This window comes from Aquimarina sp. AU474 (genome assembly GCF_900312815.1).
Classification (GTDB): domain Bacteria; phylum Bacteroidota; class Bacteroidia; order Flavobacteriales; family Flavobacteriaceae; genus Aquimarina.
The window spans coordinates 175,437-192,069 of the sequence record NZ_OMPE01000007.1; the positions used below are offsets into that span (position 1 = coordinate 175,437).

Annotated in this window: 12 protein-coding genes and 3 tRNA genes; 4 read left to right on the top strand and 11 right to left on the bottom strand. The window is 33.4% G+C overall.

Annotated features, from left to right (window positions below):
* Positions 1 to 5: 5 nt before the first annotated feature.
* The gene (locus tag DK508_RS07425; protein WP_109300119.1) at positions 6 to 1,628 is read right to left on the bottom strand and encodes a hypothetical protein; all 1,623 of its coding nucleotides are present in this window, start codon (positions 1,626 to 1,628) and stop codon (positions 6 to 8) included.
* A gap of 229 nt (positions 1,629 to 1,857) precedes the next feature.
* On the opposite strand from DK508_RS07425, the gene DK508_RS07430 reads away from it, so the two are divergent.
* The 3 genes from DK508_RS07430 to DK508_RS07440 all read left to right on the top strand — a co-directional run bounded on the left by DK508_RS07430 (position 1,858) and on the right by DK508_RS07440 (position 2,115).
* Positions 1,858 to 1,941 (top strand) — tRNA-Ser (locus DK508_RS07430).
* Positions 1,942 to 1,952: 11 nt separating this feature from the next.
* Positions 1,953 to 2,027: transfer RNA gene (locus DK508_RS07435), tRNA-Pro, on the top strand.
* Positions 2,028 to 2,041: 14 nt separating this feature from the next.
* Positions 2,042 to 2,115, top strand: a tRNA-Arg gene (locus DK508_RS07440).
* 56 nt (positions 2,116 to 2,171) lie between these two features.
* On the opposite strand, the gene DK508_RS07445 is transcribed toward DK508_RS07440, so the two are convergent.
* From DK508_RS07445 to DK508_RS07455, 3 genes are all read right to left on the bottom strand, one after another.
* Complete coding sequence (locus DK508_RS07445) at positions 2,172 to 3,314, bottom strand: PepSY domain-containing protein (protein WP_109300572.1); 1,143 nt, start codon at positions 3,312 to 3,314, stop codon at positions 2,172 to 2,174.
* An 85-nt stretch (positions 3,315 to 3,399) separates the two neighbouring features.
* On the bottom strand, positions 3,400 to 4,674 hold the full coding sequence (locus DK508_RS07450) for a DUF4374 domain-containing protein (protein WP_109300120.1): 1,275 nt from the start codon (positions 4,672 to 4,674) through the stop codon (positions 3,400 to 3,402).
* A 33-nt stretch (positions 4,675 to 4,707) separates the two neighbouring features.
* On the bottom strand, positions 4,708 to 7,044 hold the full coding sequence (locus DK508_RS07455) for a TonB-dependent receptor (RefSeq protein ID WP_160114595.1): 2,337 nt from the start codon (positions 7,042 to 7,044) through the stop codon (positions 4,708 to 4,710).
* Between the two features lie 150 nt (positions 7,045 to 7,194).
* Between DK508_RS07455 and DK508_RS07460 the strand changes: the two genes are divergently transcribed.
* On the top strand, positions 7,195 to 8,190 hold the full coding sequence (locus DK508_RS07460; RefSeq protein WP_235016326.1) for an AraC family transcriptional regulator: 996 nt from the start codon (positions 7,195 to 7,197) through the stop codon (positions 8,188 to 8,190).
* A 7-nt stretch (positions 8,191 to 8,197) separates the two neighbouring features.
* Here DK508_RS07460 and DK508_RS07465 read toward each other — a convergent pair whose 3' ends face one another.
* Genes DK508_RS07465 through DK508_RS07490 form a run of 7 tightly spaced genes read right to left on the bottom strand, consistent with a single transcriptional unit; the run spans position 8,198 to position 16,592 of the window.
* Complete coding sequence (locus DK508_RS07465; protein ID WP_235016328.1) at positions 8,198 to 9,028, bottom strand: crotonase/enoyl-CoA hydratase family protein; 831 nt, start codon at positions 9,026 to 9,028, stop codon at positions 8,198 to 8,200.
* A 1-nt stretch (position 9,029) separates the two neighbouring features.
* Positions 9,030 to 10,157, bottom strand: coding sequence for a heparan-alpha-glucosaminide N-acetyltransferase domain-containing protein (locus DK508_RS07470; RefSeq protein WP_109300123.1), 1,128 nt, complete (start codon positions 10,155 to 10,157; stop codon positions 9,030 to 9,032).
* Complete coding sequence (locus DK508_RS07475; RefSeq protein WP_200831850.1) at positions 10,120 to 11,970, bottom strand: IucA/IucC family siderophore biosynthesis protein; 1,851 nt, start codon at positions 11,968 to 11,970, stop codon at positions 10,120 to 10,122. The genes DK508_RS07470 and DK508_RS07475 overlap by 38 nt, the downstream gene beginning before the upstream one ends.
* 15 nt (positions 11,971 to 11,985) lie before the next feature.
* Complete coding sequence (locus tag DK508_RS21335; protein WP_200831851.1) at positions 11,986 to 12,576, bottom strand: GNAT family N-acetyltransferase; 591 nt, start codon at positions 12,574 to 12,576, stop codon at positions 11,986 to 11,988.
* Positions 12,573 to 13,748, bottom strand: coding sequence for an MFS transporter (locus DK508_RS07480; protein ID WP_235016330.1), 1,176 nt, complete (start codon positions 13,746 to 13,748; stop codon positions 12,573 to 12,575). Before DK508_RS07480 ends, DK508_RS21335 begins: the two co-directional genes overlap by 4 nt.
* A complete protein-coding gene (locus DK508_RS07485; protein ID WP_109300125.1) occupies positions 13,745 to 15,079 on the bottom strand; it encodes a lysine N(6)-hydroxylase/L-ornithine N(5)-oxygenase family protein in 1,335 nt (444 codons plus the stop codon). Before DK508_RS07485 ends, DK508_RS07480 begins: the two co-directional genes overlap by 4 nt.
* Positions 15,080 to 15,086: 7 nt before the next feature.
* Positions 15,087 to 16,592: an aspartate aminotransferase family protein gene (locus DK508_RS07490; RefSeq protein ID WP_109300126.1), complete on the bottom strand. Its 1,506-nt coding sequence runs from the start codon at positions 16,590 to 16,592 to the stop codon at positions 15,087 to 15,089.
* Between the last annotated feature and the right edge of the window lie 41 nt (positions 16,593 to 16,633).

The following is a 16,633-nucleotide window of genomic DNA, read 5'->3' on the forward strand; positions in this document are numbered from 1 at the left end:
ATTAATTATTTAGCTAACGAGATTTTTAACAACAAATTATTTTTTTTACCATCATAAGCTTCCAGAATAACATCTTTATTAGGTAATGTGGCTGCCTTGGTTAATTCTAATACATCTAATCTAGAGTTTCTAATATCACTACCTGTTAAAATCGCTTCTTTAGAAACCTCACCAGTAGTGTCATCTATAACATAAGAAGTAAGATAAATAAATTCCTTTTTACCATCAAAGTATCGCGCAGGGGCCTCTTCAAAAGATCGTTTTAAATTTGTAAAGTCATCTACAAAAAATAGATAATGTTTACCATTATTCATAAAATTAAGATACGACATACTTCGCTTACTTATTGTTCCTAATTGATTTTTAGGAAGTTTATGCATCCATCTTATTTTATTGTCTGGGGATAACTTAAAAGCAAAAATATCCCTGTAATAGTATCTGTATGTTGTTCTGGATCCGGAGGAGCTTGATGTTGTAAAAGATTCTACATAACGTTGTTCTCCCAATATAGTAGTGCTTCCATCACTATTAAACATTACATCATTTACTCTAAGATTTTCCAGATCTTTCTTATCATTATCTTTTTGAGTCCCTTCATTAATTCGTGCTTCTCTTTGTAAAGCAAAATTTTGAAGTATTTCACTTGGAAGATCACTTTTAATCATTTCGGCAACAGCCCCATCACTAGCTAGAGAAGCCGAAAAGATTCCTGATATTTCTGTTTTATCTATGTTCTTTGCATAAAAACCAGAGACTTTCACTTTTCCACCTTTATCAAACTCTATTACTGCATCCGTAATCGAATTTCCAGGGATGTCTAACATGTGTTTTACAATTGGGCCGCTATTTTCATTAATCTTATATACTTCTGTACGATATGAAGTAGTTAATTTATCCTTTTCATTGGTTACCTCATCAAAAAATGAAGCAGTCATATAAAAGTTCCCTTGATTATCGATAGCAAAATCTTCTCCTTGCATAAGATCTGATGGATGAAGCATCTTTACTTTTCTTCTCCATAATAAGTTTAAACCATCACTAAAAACACTTATTCCTACTTTATCAGGTTTATTATCCCCAGTTCTGATTCGAAACAATACTAATAGTTTACTCTCATCTGGAGATTTTTTAAAAACGAATTGATTTATTCTACCACCAGCATCATAGCCATATGTACTTTTAAAACCAAAATCCTTTGCTACGGCTTCTTTATCATTTACTAATTGTATAGGTTTTTCTGCAACAATCCCGCTTACCGAAACTTTTTGACCGTATGCCCTATTGCTTTTTGTATAAAACACTACTGCTTTACCATTTAATTGCATAACGGTTTGAAAATCCCCTTTATCTTCGATAACCTGGCGTTTTTTAATATCTTCTTTAAGATCATTTAAATCAAAACGCTGTATGGTCATTGAGTTTCTACCTTTCTTAACCGAAACTAATCGATCTCCACTGGCAACATAATACGTATTTAAATTTTTGATACGTTTATACTTCTCTCCTGTTTTAAATGTAAAATCTTCGAGAAGAACAGGTTTTTGGGCATAAAGAAAGCCGTTAACTAAAAAAGTAAAAAGAAGAATACAACATATCTTCGATTTCGAAATGTTTTTACAAATGCTCATAACAGATTAAATAGGTCAATAGAATACAAATATATGAAAAGGTTTCTTTGGCATGTAATACAAAGTTTAGGCCAAATAAAAAGTATCGAAAAAACTGATTTTCAAGTTTTTAAAAACAGAACAAAATCAAATAGAAAATAATGCAAAAAAAATGTTGCATTGTAGGGACATAAAAGTTACATTTGCATCCGCATTTGAAACAGTAATGCGAAGTTCATAACAAATTTTAGGAGAGGTGCCAGAGTGGTAATGGAGCAGATTGCTAATCTGTCAACGCGCAAGTGTTGCCCGGGTTCGAATCCCGGTCTCTCCGCATTTTGTTTTCGGGGTGTAGCGTAGCCCGGTTATCGCGCCGCGTTTGGGACGCGGAGGTCGCAGGTTCGAATCCTGCCACCCCGACTTTATAGAGTTACGGGCTCGTAGCTCAGCTGGATAGAGCACCTCCCTTCTAAGGAGGCGGTCATAGGTTCGAATCCTATCGGGCTCACATTAAGCCATACTAGTAATAGTATGGCTTTTTTGTTTTGTTAAAGCTTATTCTTTTTATTTTTTTGATCCTTTTTTATACTTTCTACCGTACCAAAGTAAAATACCGCTTACTGGTAAAGAGGCGCAAATTAAACTCACTAAAAAAGCAATGATTTTACCTACTATACCTCCAATCGCACCAATATGAATATCATAATTCATTCTTATCACTTTATCCGCAAATTTTGCGTCCTTGTATTTACCATAAATACTGGTAGTTTCAATTTCTTGCAGTGTATTTTGGTCAAAAAACAGATAATCCATATTATAGTATAGTCCTTCAGAATTACTTACCTCTACAAGAACTGTGGTTGAATCATTTTCGGGATAATGTAACTCAAAAGCCTTGGCACTTTTATATGTTTTTGAAAGTAAAGGGATGAGTCGATCATAGGCTGGCTTTTGACCTTTTTCAACCAGAACAGCACTTACACTTTCCGGAATGATAAATTGAGGTGCTTTATCTCCTCCTGTGGCTTTGTATGCGATAAAATAAAACCAGTTAAATGCCATAACGCATCCCGTAAAAGCCAAAACTAATCCAAGCGAAGAGATATAGAACCCTACTACGGTATGTAGATCAAAATTTTTGCGTTTCCAACGGGTTTTACTGTTCCAATCAAATTTTAATCGTTGACGCCAATTTTTTGTATTTCTTGGCCACCATAAAATAAGACCACTGATTAATATGATTAGAAATAATAAAACCGAATAGGATACAATTCTTGAGCCTATAGCATCTGGTAACCATAACCGTAAATGTCCTTTTAATATAAACCCAAAAAAGCCAACATCATTATTAGTTTTTTTAATAAAATCCCCCGTATATGGATTTAAAAAGACGCTGTGGTAAAATAGTTCTGGTTCCGCTTCATAAAACACAACCTCAATAGCTTCATTTGGTTGTCCATAAATTACCCCGTGGATACTCCTATTTGGAATAGCCATTTCTGCCAATTGTTTTATTGTCGATGCAGGAAGAAATTCCTGATCTTTAGGAGTTACATATTTATAGTCATTATAAAAACTCTCTATCTCTTCTTTAAATACCCAAAAACACCCTGTTATAGAAACTACAAAAACTACCAAACCAGTAGTTAAACCTAATATTTTATGAATTTTCAGTATCGTTTTACGAGTGTTTCTCTTCTTCTTCATGGCCATGTATGATATGTTATATAAAAAGAAACACCCTTAGAAGTATTATTATACATCTAGGAGTGTTCTTACTCAAGTAAAGTGGTTAGTTAGTTATTTTGAAAATTCCTTTTAATCCCAAACCTAGAACCTTAGCTCCTTTGGTAGCAGTTGCTGTTTCTGGGTCTACGATGTAAATATGTGTTTCGGTAGCGGTTGAGCTACTTAAATAGGCTTTACCATCTTCTACAAACATAGGTGATGTGTAGCGATGACCATGAGTTGGAACCCCTGTCACATCTGTTACAGTTTTATTTACTAAATCTATCACCACCATCTTAAAAACATCTTTCTTAAAAAAGGCTCCCCATTCTCCTGCTCCATTGGTATCATCAACAATAATTCTAGCTATGGCTTTTCCGTTACCCACATAATCCATCCAAAATAATTTACCACCGCTAGTAGCTTCCTCAATATTGAAGAAATAATCAGGATCAAACTCTGTTGCACCATTTTTAATTCTTAAAATACCAGAAGGTTTTGTTGCAGCAGTAAACCCTGCACTTAATGCAGATGTAGAGAAAGAGTAAATATCTCCGTTTTCGGTTTTTTCAATACCCGTGCTATGTCCGTTTACTCCAATAGGGCTTGTTCTCGAATCTTGGATGATTTTCTCTAATTGGAATTCTGGGTATGTGAAAACCGCTACATAGGCACGATCTACATCTGGAGTAACAAAAGATCCATCGGCTAACCATTTATGATAAGACACGAATAATTTACCTTCTCTAAGTACCATCCCCGTAACCCACGGAATAGAACCTGGGTCTTCGGCCGTACCACTTCCCATATCAATATCTATAGGATGTTCTACAACTCTTTCTAATAGACCTGTTTCCGCATTAACAATATGAAATCTCTTATCTGCAAGGCCTCCATAAGTCAATTCTACCGCAAGAAGCGTTTTATCATCTATAGCCGCATAATTATCCAGAGTAGATTGAAAAGCAAAATTTGATTTTTCTATCAATTCGCCGTTTTCATCTAACTCGTATGCTATACATTTATCATCATCAGAATATCCCGCTGTGAATACCGTGTTTTCTACATTATGAAAAAACCTCCACCCTTTTAATGGTGTTCCTTGCCCTTCTACTGTAATTTCACCAGTCGTTAAAGATGCTATTGACGGAAGCTCTAAAATGTAATCTACAGGACTCGCATCACCTACAGGAAATGCCTCAAAACCCACAATATATTTAGAAACGGCTGTTGGCTCTGGATCAACAGGAACTCCATCATCATCACTCCCACAAGAAATAATGAATATAGTCATCACTACAAGTAGTATTATATTTTTGGTTAATTGTATTGTTTTCATTTTTGATATGATTTAAAATATTAGAAATTGTTTTTAGTTCGATACGTAGTATCTAAGTTTTATATAAAAAGCCCGACCTGGTTGTTGGATTTCGAAATTATCGTAGATTTTGGCATCAGTGATGTTTCTTGCTAATAGAGAAATATTATAATGCCCTTGATCAAAAGAATATCCTAATTGTAAATTATGAGAAAACTGTTCTGGGATAATATCCCGATCTTCGGGATTTCCTTCAACGAATGAAGTAAGTGGATAATCATGCACGTAGTATGTGCTCCACGACATATTAAATGCATCCGATCCAGAAAGTATATTCTTAAACCTCGCTCCCATTCTCGCATTACCAAATAAATAGGGAATATTGGCTATACGCTGATTTTTCAGAAAGTCTATTCCTGAGTTTTCTCCAGCATTACGATCGATAATATTTTGGTAAGTGGCATTAAGATCCAAAAAGTATGTGCCCTTATAGAGGGTTCTAATTTCACCTTCAAACCCAGTACTTCTGGCATTAGCTGTATTATAATACCTAGAGAAGATACCCTCGGATCTTATTGCTATAAAATTTTTGGATTCTCTAAAGAAAATATTGGTATCCAACTGTATGTTCAGTTCATTTTTATTTGTAGAAAAAAGTGCCCCAAAATTCACATTAGAACTCTCTTCGGGTAACAATTCTGGATTAGATTTTAATAAAAACCCATCTCCGAACACTTCGTACCCCTCTGGCATTCTAAACGTTTTTTCGAACGAACCTTTGATTTGAAAATCATCTGAAAGCTTATACGTGGTCGCTAGACCATATCCCAATTCTTCAAATTCATTTTCGAATTTTGTGAATCTATCCTCTTCGACATTTGTAAAAAGATCCTCGATAATTCCTTCAGAATTTAAAAGATACCCTTTAACAAATACAGAAGTATTCCAATTTGAGTTGACTAAACTGACATCATAGGATAGTCCAAAAATGTTTTTATTTACTATATGTGGGTCTTGAAAAGCAATACGCCCTGTTCTGGCTGGATCATCTCCTTTTCGTTTAATATAGTTTTTGGTATAATTAAAACTAAGTGCATGTAAATTGTTAATCTCATACTTTGCTAATGCATTAATTAGATGTAAATTATCCTTGAACTCGAATAATGTCTTGCTAGATTCAAACTCTCCTAATGTTTGATCGCCACGTTCAATAAAATTGCCAAACCAATCATATTTTCGAGACGACGTATCTACTACTTTCTCTTGATTTTGAGCAATCGATGCATAGATTTTTAATTTCAATCTATCATTAAATAAATTATTTTTTTCAAAATTTAAGGATGCCGAAATCACATCATTCTTGGTAAAAACTTCCCCGAAAGGGTTTTGAGGATCTATTGGGTGTTGAATTTCATTTTTATTCGCAGATGCTAAGATTCCGATCAAGAGTTGGTCTGCGAATACTTTATCAACTACACCAAATTTTAGATGTGCCATTTGCGAATCATAAGCGTCATGAAATCGTCTTACATTATCCCTTCTTTCTCCTGTATCATTACCTAATTCATCTCTAACTTCGATATCATCAATTGTATAATCATTATCCGAATAGTTATAAAATGAAGACAACTGTATTACAAACCCTTTTTTTGAAAAATAACGACCGTTTAAAGTAGCTCTATGGGTATTAAAAGAACCTACATCATAAGACACATCCAAAAAATTATTCTTTCGCCGATTTGTAATGATGTTCACAGCTCCCCCCAATGCATCTGCTCCCAGATAAATGGGTACTACTCCTTTGTACACCTCTACTCTTTCAATTAGAGTAGCCGGAAAATTGTTAAGTGATAGAGAACTTCCATAATTTTCTAATGAAATTCCATCAACAAAAAATTTAATTTGTTTACCCGATAAACCATTGAGCGAAAAATCAAATGCCGATCCCAAACCTCCTCTTTGTCTAACATTTACACCGGGTATCGTAGTTAGAATAGCATTTATATCTACACTGGCATTTTTTAAACCTTTGGTTTGAATAACTTCTACCTCAAAGGCTTTTTCTTTTATTTTTTTGGCCTCTGTTTTTCCCTTTACGATAACATCACTAAGAGCTTCAATATTTTCTTGAAGAATAATCTTTAATGATGTAGTTGTTCCTGTTACTTCTATGGTATAAAAATTCTTTTTAAAACCAATAAAACTGGTTTCTAAAGTATACAACCCCTTGGGTAAAGAAATCTCGAATTCACCATTAAAACCACTAGTGGTTCCTACGTTTTCTAATTCTATTATTCTAATAGATGCCCCAGGTATGGGGTTAGAATTTTGATCAAGGACTACCCCTTGAATTAGTTCTTGCCCATTACACCATAAAGTGATAAAAAGCAAAAAAAGTATGCTACATTTTTGTTTTAAAATAACCACTGACTATAATTATTTTTTGATTAATTTAGCGACCAGATAATTGTTATTTATATTTGGTCTAAATAAATTTAAAGTGCAAAATTAGTGTCTAGAGAAAGAGAAAAATGACGCATTATGGATAAAAAAAGACGTGAAAATACGTCGGTTAAAGACAAGCAGAACTTATGTACATTATATTCAATTTCACAGTTAGTTACGACTCAGGAACAATGTGGCATCGTCTCTAAAAATTTTAAATTTATAGACGAATATGGTATTGGTCATCTTACATCTCATCGTTTTGATGGTCTTTATATTAGTATCTGTGATGTGCTTTTAAAAAAAGATTTAGTTATAGATGGGCATTTACCAGATAGTTTTTTGGAACTCTCTTTCTTAATTGAAGGAGAACTAATCATCAAAATTGATGGAGTAAACGACGACCTTGTTTATGAAAGTCAAGAATGTTATTTGGTGCATTTAAAAAACATCCACGGATCCATCTCATATTACAAAAGAAAAAGACTTAAGGAGATAAAAATTAGAATGAGTTTTGAATTTATACAAAGACACAGGCTTAACGAAGAATTTGATATTTTAAACAGATATTCTTTATTAAAGTTTCAAAATAGTTTTTTACACCCATTGTGTTCTAAAAAACAAGAAATACTTGCCGAGATATTATCAGACAGGCGTAAAGGTCTATTAAAAAGGTTATTTCTAGAATCCAAAATATTAGAACTCATTGCCTTGCAACTCGAAACAGTAACGGCCGTTAAACCCAAGAAAACAGCTCAAGTAGATAATCTAGTCAAAAAACTTTATCAGGTACAGCATCTAATTGCTTCGGATCTTTCTATACAGTACTCTATACAACAGTTATCTAAGCAAATTGGATTAAATGATTTTGTCCTAAAAAAAGAGTTTAAAAGAATATTTGATAAAACAATTTTCGAATACGCCATTGAACTTCGTATGGATAAAGCAAAACAACTTTTACTTCATAGCAATAAGCCTATTTACGAAATCTCCGAACTTGTTGGGTATAAAAATGCTACCCACTTTACTGCTGCCTTTAAAAAAATTGAAGGTATGACTCCTAAGGGGTATAGAAACAGTAATGCCTCTTAAAATTTCATTATACGATGGTTTTTGTCTTTCTAAACTGTGCTTTTGCTAAAATTTCCATTTTACGTAAGTCAAATGGTTTAGTTTTCATACAAGCCCCTACCCAGAGGTTTGTTATTTCTAACAGTTCTTTTTTTAATAACGGGTTTACCTTTTTTTTACATTGAATATGATGGTATTCAAAATTGAATCGATCCGTTGTATTACGAATAAACTGATGTAAAGAGAGTATTGTTTTTTGTTTTTCGACTATATTCTCTATTAGCCCTAAAGATTGTAAATATCTCGCCTTATAGATTTTATTACTTCTAATCAGAATATCAGCATTTACATTGCTAATTTTTCTGGTTAGTAAACTATGAGCTCCCATACCAGGAAATAAATTAAATTTATTCTCGGGCAAACAAAATTGCGCATGTTCTTCGGCTATAATAAAATCGTGAGCTAAAGCACATTCAAAACCGCCGCCATAAGCGTTTCCTTCTACCAATGCTATTGTAATCACTGGTAAACTAAATGAGGAATAAATATTATAAATAGCATCAATACAAAGATGGGCATACATTTTTAGTTTTTCAATATTGCCAGAAGTAATACAATCAAGGAAAAAAGGTAAATCTCCTCCCATGTTATAAATCCCTTGATGTTCTGACCCCGAAACGATAAACTTTAAAGGTCTATCAGGATGAGAAAAATAAACTTTTACCCAATCACAAAATTCTCGAAACTCCTGAAGACCTTGTAAACAAAAGTTGGGCATTCCGGTATCTTTTATTTTCCAAAGCAAGAGCTCTTTTTCTTTAAAATAATGTATCGAAACACAATCAAATTGTCTCATCATATTATGTTTTTTGGATTGCCACTTGCTTTTTGGCAAGACTAACATGTTTATTTTTTGAAAGAAACAACCTGTCTAATACAAGCTTTTGAACTATTAACGTTAAAAGGATATAAAAAGAAATTAGCCAGAGTACACCATTAACCTCAAATTGTTGGTATCCTAAGACACCCATCCCCCAACAGATTAATACCCATTGGATCAAGTAGATTGTTGTTACTCGTTTACTGCAATAATAAAAGAATTCGAAAACAATATTTTCTTTTACTCGTGTCACGAGTATATTTGTTAACCACATTATTATCAGGTTGAACCCTGCCAAATAAAATACTCCTCCTGGTCCTAAATGAAAATAATCTCCAAAATGATATTCAAAATTATAATAACACAGCCCGCCACCAACAAGCATGAGGATGATTCCTGCTATACCCATTTTATTAAATAAATGTCTTGTGCTATTTCTTTTCTCTTTATACCACATCCCAAAGAACATCCCAATAAGAATAAATGAAAACCAAGGGAATACTGCGAAATACACATTCCACTTTGCCCCCCACATCAGGTCAAGAATATAATCTGCTCCCCCTATTCCTAACCTAAGGCCACTAATTTCTTTAGTTACAATAGCTACGAAAAATGCTATTATAAGAGGGACATATTTATTTTTTGAGAATTTATTAATGACTCCCATAAATAACAAAGAAACTCCTGCTAATTGAAGAATATCACCAGTTCCTAGCATATAGATCATATTGTCTAATGTAGCTGGTGCCGTCCAACCATAAGCTTCAATAAAACTATCGGGAACAGTACCTATCAATGCCGGAAGTACAAACTTTAGAAAATTCATAAGATAGCCAATACCTAGAATGTAGAAAGCTCTTTTGATAGAAAGTACAATACTTTGATTTCGCGATAATGTAAATGATACTCCCATCGCAATTAAAAACATCGGTGTTCCTTTTCCTATTAAGTGGATAGCTTTTCCCAACCAGGTTTCTGATTGTGTAGCGGTATCTCCATAAATCCATAAAGTATGTACGATAATTACCATTAATACACTTATTCCCCTCGCCAAATCTATAGCACGTATTCTATTTTGTGGTTGCATAGGATGTATCTGATTTTTCATTTTCTATTTCGTTTTTATACTGAGCAATGGGGTTTTTTATGGTTCCTTTGAATTGCAGACTTTCTACAGGATCTGCTAGGTTGAGCATATGTTTTGTATTCATTAATTGTAATCGGTTAAGACAGCATCTTTTGAATTCTGGAGCAAAAAGATCTATTCGCTTAAATTTATCCAAAAGCTCAGGTTTTGATTGCTGATAGGTTGTAATACATCGTGCAACTTGTTTCCAAAATATGGCTTCAGAATAACCGCCTTGTGTGACGAGGATATCCGACAAGAATCTAAAGAAACAATCAAAAACATCAGTGAAAATTGCTAGTGCTTTTATTTCATCATTAACTTCGACATATAATCTTTTTGCCTCATCTGGCAACTCCATTGTTTCATCGAAAACCGCAATCTCTTCGGTAATATCTTTCATAATTGCCTTTACTGGGATATTATTTTCTAATACCATGATTAAATTTTCTCCATGAGGCATATACACTAATTCATATTGAAACAAGCAATGCAAAAGTGGTGTTAAATACGCATGTAGATAACGTTCTAACCAAATCTCTACAGATACCGAAGAAGCCTTTATTAGTTCAACTACAAGTGAATTTTGATCATTATCCAAATGCAGAAATGCGGCCATAGTCATTAAAGTTTGATTACTCGTAATTTTAGAAAATGGGCTTTCTCTCCATAGTGCCGATAACATTTTATTATGAGCCTTTGTTTTTCCCAAGGTTTCATAATATCGATTTCTATAACCAACCGTTGCTATTTCTCCGAGCATGGTAAACCCAGTTTCGGTTAAAAGATCATCTTGCTGTAGGAGATTTGAAATCCAATCTGTAATTACTGGTGTGCTCTGCATATAATAAGGAGATAATCCTCTCATAAATCCCATATTAAGTATAGATAAGGCAGTTTTTACATATAATTTCTCAGGATGTGTTCTATTAAATAAAGTTCTAATGGATTGTTGTGCAGCGTACTTATCGGCAGTTTTTCCTAAAAAAACGATGTTCTGTTGTGCAATGTCTTGAGCAAAAATGGTACTAATCTTAGTATCCCATTGCCAAGGATGCACTGGAATGAAGATATAATCATCTGGATGAAGGCCAAGATCAATTAATTTTTGAGTAAACATCCCAAGAGCATCTTTTCCAAGTTCGTTTCTCATTAATTCATCATAATTATACGCTGGTACACTATGATAGTCTGTTTTAGTCCTGTGCCCAGCTATCCAGATCAGTGAAAGTGTCATATGAGTCTCTGGAGCAAAATCATGGTACTGCCTTATATTAAAACCATTGCGACCATTGTTGGCCACAAAACATGGGTGACCTTCAGTCATTGACCTTTCTACATCCTGAAAACTAGCTTCTACTAATTCATTTGCAGTATATGTTTGATTAACATACTTGTAAGCAGCACCGTGCAACGTACTGGTTATTTCTTCCATATACGTAGGTAACATATCATCATGAATTCCAAGCGTATTCTTAAGCTCTAATATAAAATCAAGAGCATCAAGTTCTATCTCTTTATTATCCTTCATTTTTAATATCGAAGAAGAATCAATATGTAAATGATTTAAAGCACCTTGTTTTGCGTTAAAAAAATAGAAAATTTCAGGAATATCTGTAAATAACTTATAGGTTTTCCAATTCTCCTTATGCTCTAATAACTCAAGCTCTAATAATAACTCATGAGAAAATTCGGCAATAGCTTTTTTGATTAAATTTCTATTTACCAATGACCAAACTTTTGGAGTTAAATGCGAAATTTGATCTGATAACATTAATGTATCTGAAGTATTCATTAGGCAGTAATATTTTTAATGTGAATTTTGATTTTGAATTGCATCCTCATAATCCTTACGTGTGCAAATCGCTAAATGTGCTTTTTTATGTGATAATTGAATTTCTTTTTGATATACAAAACCTGCTTTGGTATTGAGTACGTGAATTTTTTCATTGGCAACATCAGGTTCTACAACAATTCTTTTCACTTCTGGGTTTTTAAATAAAAAATCCATTGTAGTTGCGAACACTTTCCATGTAAATTTTGAAACTTTTTTCTCTACTGGAGCTACCAAAATATGCATCCCAACATCTCCCGTTAGAACCTTGTAGTGATCAGCAATACTATCTTGATTTGGGTCATAATATTCTATCAAAAAAATAGGAACATGGTTCAAGGTTCCCATACATACGTGGTGATGCTCATTATTCTCTATCTTTCTATATTCCTGTTCGACCTGTTCTACAGTAAATTCTTGCATTCCCCAGTATCGGGCATATGGTTTATTAACCCAACTATGTATTGTTTTATGGTCATTCTTAAGATCAAAAGCGCGTATCTGTATTTCTCCAAAGTTTTCATAACTCTTAGAAAACAGTATTTTCGTTTTGGTTATGGGGTTCATATTTTATGTGGTTTTAAAACAGGTTTTTTAAAATTTATTTTGAATAGTATGATATACAGTCCTAAAGTGACCGCAAAGCCTATACATGCGAATGTGAAAGGAATTTTTAATCCATATTGATCTACAAGAACCCCAACTAATAATGAAGAAATCAATACTCCAAAATTTTGAAAAAAATGGACTTTACTATAGTCTGTTGCATAGGTCTCTGGAGTACTAAATTCAAAAAGCAATATGTCAAAACGAACAATCGCTCTAAAAACTGCCCATCCATATATAACTCTACTTATAGCAACCACAACTGGTATCGAAATTCCTTGTCCTAGTAAACCTATTACCCCAATACATAATGGGATAGCAATGCCTTTCAATTTTGTCTCTTTTCTTTTAAAATCCCACCAAAGCACCAACAATGCAACAAAACCTGGTAACGCATATACAGCTCCCGAAACAAGTTTACTTTCATAAACCGATATGTATTCCCAATAAGAAGAAAAAAATGGTCGAGTAATAAATGCACTTGCATATAACAGTAGTGTAGTAATTCCTATTTTTAGGATGAATCCTTTTGGGATCATTTTATTATTTACCACTACTTTATCTTTGATTTCCTTGGTTATTGAAGTATCATATTTCTTACTTTTAAGCAAATAACCACTCATTGCCATTTGTATAAAATCACCCAGTGCCATAATCAAAAAGATATAACTGGCATCGATCAAATCCACGGTTAAACCTCCAATTACCGCTCCCAAAATTCCACCAAGATGAACCACTACTGATAATAACCCAATAGTATCTGGATGTTCTTTTTTAGTTATGATTTTTAGAATATATGGGTAAACTAATAAGTAACTTCCTTTAAACAGTACCATTACAAGAGAAATGATCCAGAAATTAATATATGATGTAGTCCAATAACAATAGAGTGCCAAAATACCCGCAATACATTGCGTATACACCAAGATATTGAGTTCTGCTATTTTTTTAGAAACATAAGCCCAAAATGGAAAAGCAATCATCACCATAAAGCAAATTGCTGCAAAATAATACCCAACCCATTCGGGATCTGTAACTCCAAATCGAGCTTCGAAAAACTGTGGGTAAAATGGATGTAGCAAATAATCACTTACTACCGCCACCAGTGTCATTATGATTAGAAAATTCTTCATACAACAGGTGTTTCCTTCTTAATCTCCTCTTCTTCAGTCACCTCAAATTGCTGAAAAGCAATTTGTTTTTCAATTGGATAATAATCTGTACCCGTTAACTCCTTAATGATATAAGAATTTCTATAACATGCCATGCCCAAATCCGGAGTTACAAATCCATGTGTGTGTAATTCGGCATTTTGAACAAAAATATCCATACCTTCATTATCAATAGCATAATTACGATGCACCTTATATCTTCTTTTATCATCCCATCGAATGCGATCTCTGATACCACTTATAAACTCAGGTTCATGATATGTATAACCAGTGGATAATATTAATCCATCTGTATGGTGTTGGTAATATTTATCTTGCTCATGTTGATGAAGTTCTAGATAAAAACTATCCAAAACATCATCATACGTGGCCTTTACTAATTCTGAATTTGTCCTGAGATTAATACTCACGTTATTAGTGAGTTTTTTGGTATATATTAAATCATAAATATTGGCTATTAAGTCCTGATTTATACCTTTATAAAGATGTTTCTGATCTTTGATTAAATGATCCCTTTTTTCTGCAGTAAGATTATAGAAATAATTTACATACTCTGGTGAAGTCATTTCTAAAGTGAGCTTCGAATATTCTAAAGGAAAAAACCTTGGCGAACGTGTAATCCAGTTAAGTTCATAACCTAATTGATCAATATCTTGCAGAAGATCGTAAAAAATTTCTGCTGCACTTTGACCACTTCCTAGAACAGTAATTTTCTTCTTGGATTGTAGATTTTTTTTGTGCGTTAAGTAGGAAGAAGAATGAATCGTTTTTCCTTTCAGATTTTGACAACAATTCGGGATGTACGGTTGTGTTCCCGTACCCAATATTAATTTTCTGGTTCTGTAGATCGTAGTGTCTTGAGTTCTGGTACATTTTGATAAGACTGTATAGTATTTATCCTTATTACTATAGGTCACTTGGGTGACCTCAGTTTCAAAGTAAATGTTCGATAGTTTCCGAATCGCCCATTGACAATATTGGTTATACTCGTTTCTAAGGAGTAAGAAGTTTTCGCGTATATAAAATGAGTAAATGCGCCCTTGTTCTTTTATATAATTAAGAAAACTAAATGGACTTGTTGGATCTGCTAGGGTTACAAGATCCGCCATGAAAGGGATTTGTAATGTGGTATCCTGTAATAACATTCCTGGGTGCCAATTAAATTTTTCTTTTTTGTCTAAAAAAATGCCATCCAATTCGGTTATAGGATCTGTTAAACACGCCAATCCTAAATTAAATGGCCCCACTCCTACACCTATAAAATCGAATATTTTTTCTTCGTTTTTTAGCATAATTTTGTTAGTTATTAAATGTATAATTTTGTCCTGTTGTCTTGATCATTTGAATAATATTCAATAGATCATCAATTGTACTTTTGGGGTTTAATAATGTAAATTTCAAATACACTTTTCCTTTTAATTTTGTACTAGCTATAGAAGCTTGGCCAGATTTGAATAATGTATTTTTAATATGTAGATTAATGGTGTCGTGAATAGAGTCATTATCTATTCCTTGTGAAATATATCGAAATACCAAAGTGCTCAATTCTGGTTTATGAGCAATTTCAAAATAGTGATCATCTTTAATATGTTGATATAGGTCTAATGTCAAATAATGTACTTTTTCGAGGAAAGATCCTATGGTTTTGGCTCCAGTCATTTTTAATGTAAACCAAAGCTTTAAGGCATCGAATCTTCTAGTGGTTTGGATAGATTTTTCGATAAGATTAGGGCATTCATCATTTCTATGTTCTAAAGGATTAAGATAATCTGCGTAGTAAGAAACATATTTAAAATATTTAGTATCTCTTATCAAAAAGGCACTCGAGCATACAGGCTGAAACATTGTTTTATGAAAATCTATAGTAATAGAATCGGCATGCTCGATACCGCTCAATTGATTTTTATGAGTTTCTGTTAGTATATAACCTCCTCCATAAGCCCCATCTACATGAAACCAAAGGTTATATTCATTGGTAATTTTGGCTATAGTATCAATTGGATCAAAGCTTCCAAAATCAGTAGTCCCCGCCGTCGCTATGATAGCAATAGGAATATTACCTAATTGTTTTTCTTTTTCAACAGCTTGTACCAATGCATCTGGTTTCATTTTCATGCGATCATCTGTCTCTACGGGGATTACAGAATTGTACCCCATACCCAAAAGTGCAGCGTTTTTCTTAATGCTAAAATGTGCCTTTTCGGAACAAAATATTCGAAATTTTGATACAACATCAGACCAACCATTTTCTTTAATGTTAAGTCCATAATGCTTAAAAGCATAATCATCCCGAGCCATTAGTAATGCCATGAAATTGGATTGTGTACCACCACTTGTAAACACACCATCCGAGGTGTTGGGTAAACTCATTTTTGAACAAACCCATCGAATCATTTCTTGTTCTATCAATGTTGCCGAGGTACTTTGATCCCAAGTCTCTATTGCAGTATTAACAGACGAGGCTATCATATCCCCTACAATAGCAGGAAGCAAAACTGGACAGTTTAAATGAGCTACATAATTCTTATGATGAAAAGCTATCGTATGATCAAGATATAGCTCTTTGATTTGGGTAAGAGCCTCTTCTATAGATAAATTAATATCTGGATCAGCTTTTAAAAGTGTTTCTTTTAATCGTAAATTAGAAGGTGTTTCTCCACTGTAGAAATCTTTATTGGTTAAAAAACCAGATACATATTCTACGGCTTTTTGAATATATGTTTCATATGTTTTTTGTGATTTGGGGTCAAAAAAATTATCGGTTTTTAAATCAACCAATATGGCGGTTTCTGTATCGAGTAGCATATTATTTTTATTTGGTCTAAATAAGCGATGCAAATTTAGGG

What these genes read in the sequence shown, in the direction of transcription:
- DK508_RS07445 (WP_109300572.1), bottom strand. Translation starts at nt 3,314, where the DNA reads ATGAAGAAGAAGAGAAACACTCGTAAAACGATACTGAAAATTCATAAA.
- DK508_RS07450 (WP_109300120.1), bottom strand. Translation starts at nt 4,674, where the DNA reads ATGAAAACAATACAATTAACCAAAAATATAATACTACTTGTAGTGATG.
- DK508_RS07485 (WP_109300125.1), bottom strand. Translation starts at nt 15,079, where the DNA reads ATGCTAAAAAACGAAGAAAAAATATTCGATTTTATAGGTGTAGGAGTG.
- DK508_RS07475 (WP_200831850.1), bottom strand. Translation starts at nt 11,970, where the DNA reads ATGAATACTTCAGATACATTAATGTTATCAGATCAAATTTCGCATTTA.
- DK508_RS07425 (WP_109300119.1), bottom strand. Translation starts at nt 1,628, where the DNA reads ATGAGCATTTGTAAAAACATTTCGAAATCGAAGATATGTTGTATTCTT.
- DK508_RS07490 (WP_109300126.1), bottom strand. Translation starts at nt 16,592, where the DNA reads ATGCTACTCGATACAGAAACCGCCATATTGGTTGATTTAAAAACCGAT.
- DK508_RS07470 (WP_109300123.1), bottom strand. Translation starts at nt 10,157, where the DNA reads ATGAAAAATCAGATACATCCTATGCAACCACAAAATAGAATACGTGCT.
- DK508_RS07460 (WP_235016326.1), top strand. Translation starts at nt 7,195, where the DNA reads ATGGATAAAAAAAGACGTGAAAATACGTCGGTTAAAGACAAGCAGAAC.
- DK508_RS07465 (WP_235016328.1), bottom strand. Translation starts at nt 9,028, where the DNA reads ATGATGAGACAATTTGATTGTGTTTCGATACATTATTTTAAAGAAAAA.
- DK508_RS07480 (WP_235016330.1), bottom strand. Translation starts at nt 13,748, where the DNA reads ATGAAGAATTTTCTAATCATAATGACACTGGTGGCGGTAGTAAGTGAT.
- DK508_RS21335 (WP_200831851.1), bottom strand. Translation starts at nt 12,576, where the DNA reads ATGAACCCCATAACCAAAACGAAAATACTGTTTTCTAAGAGTTATGAA.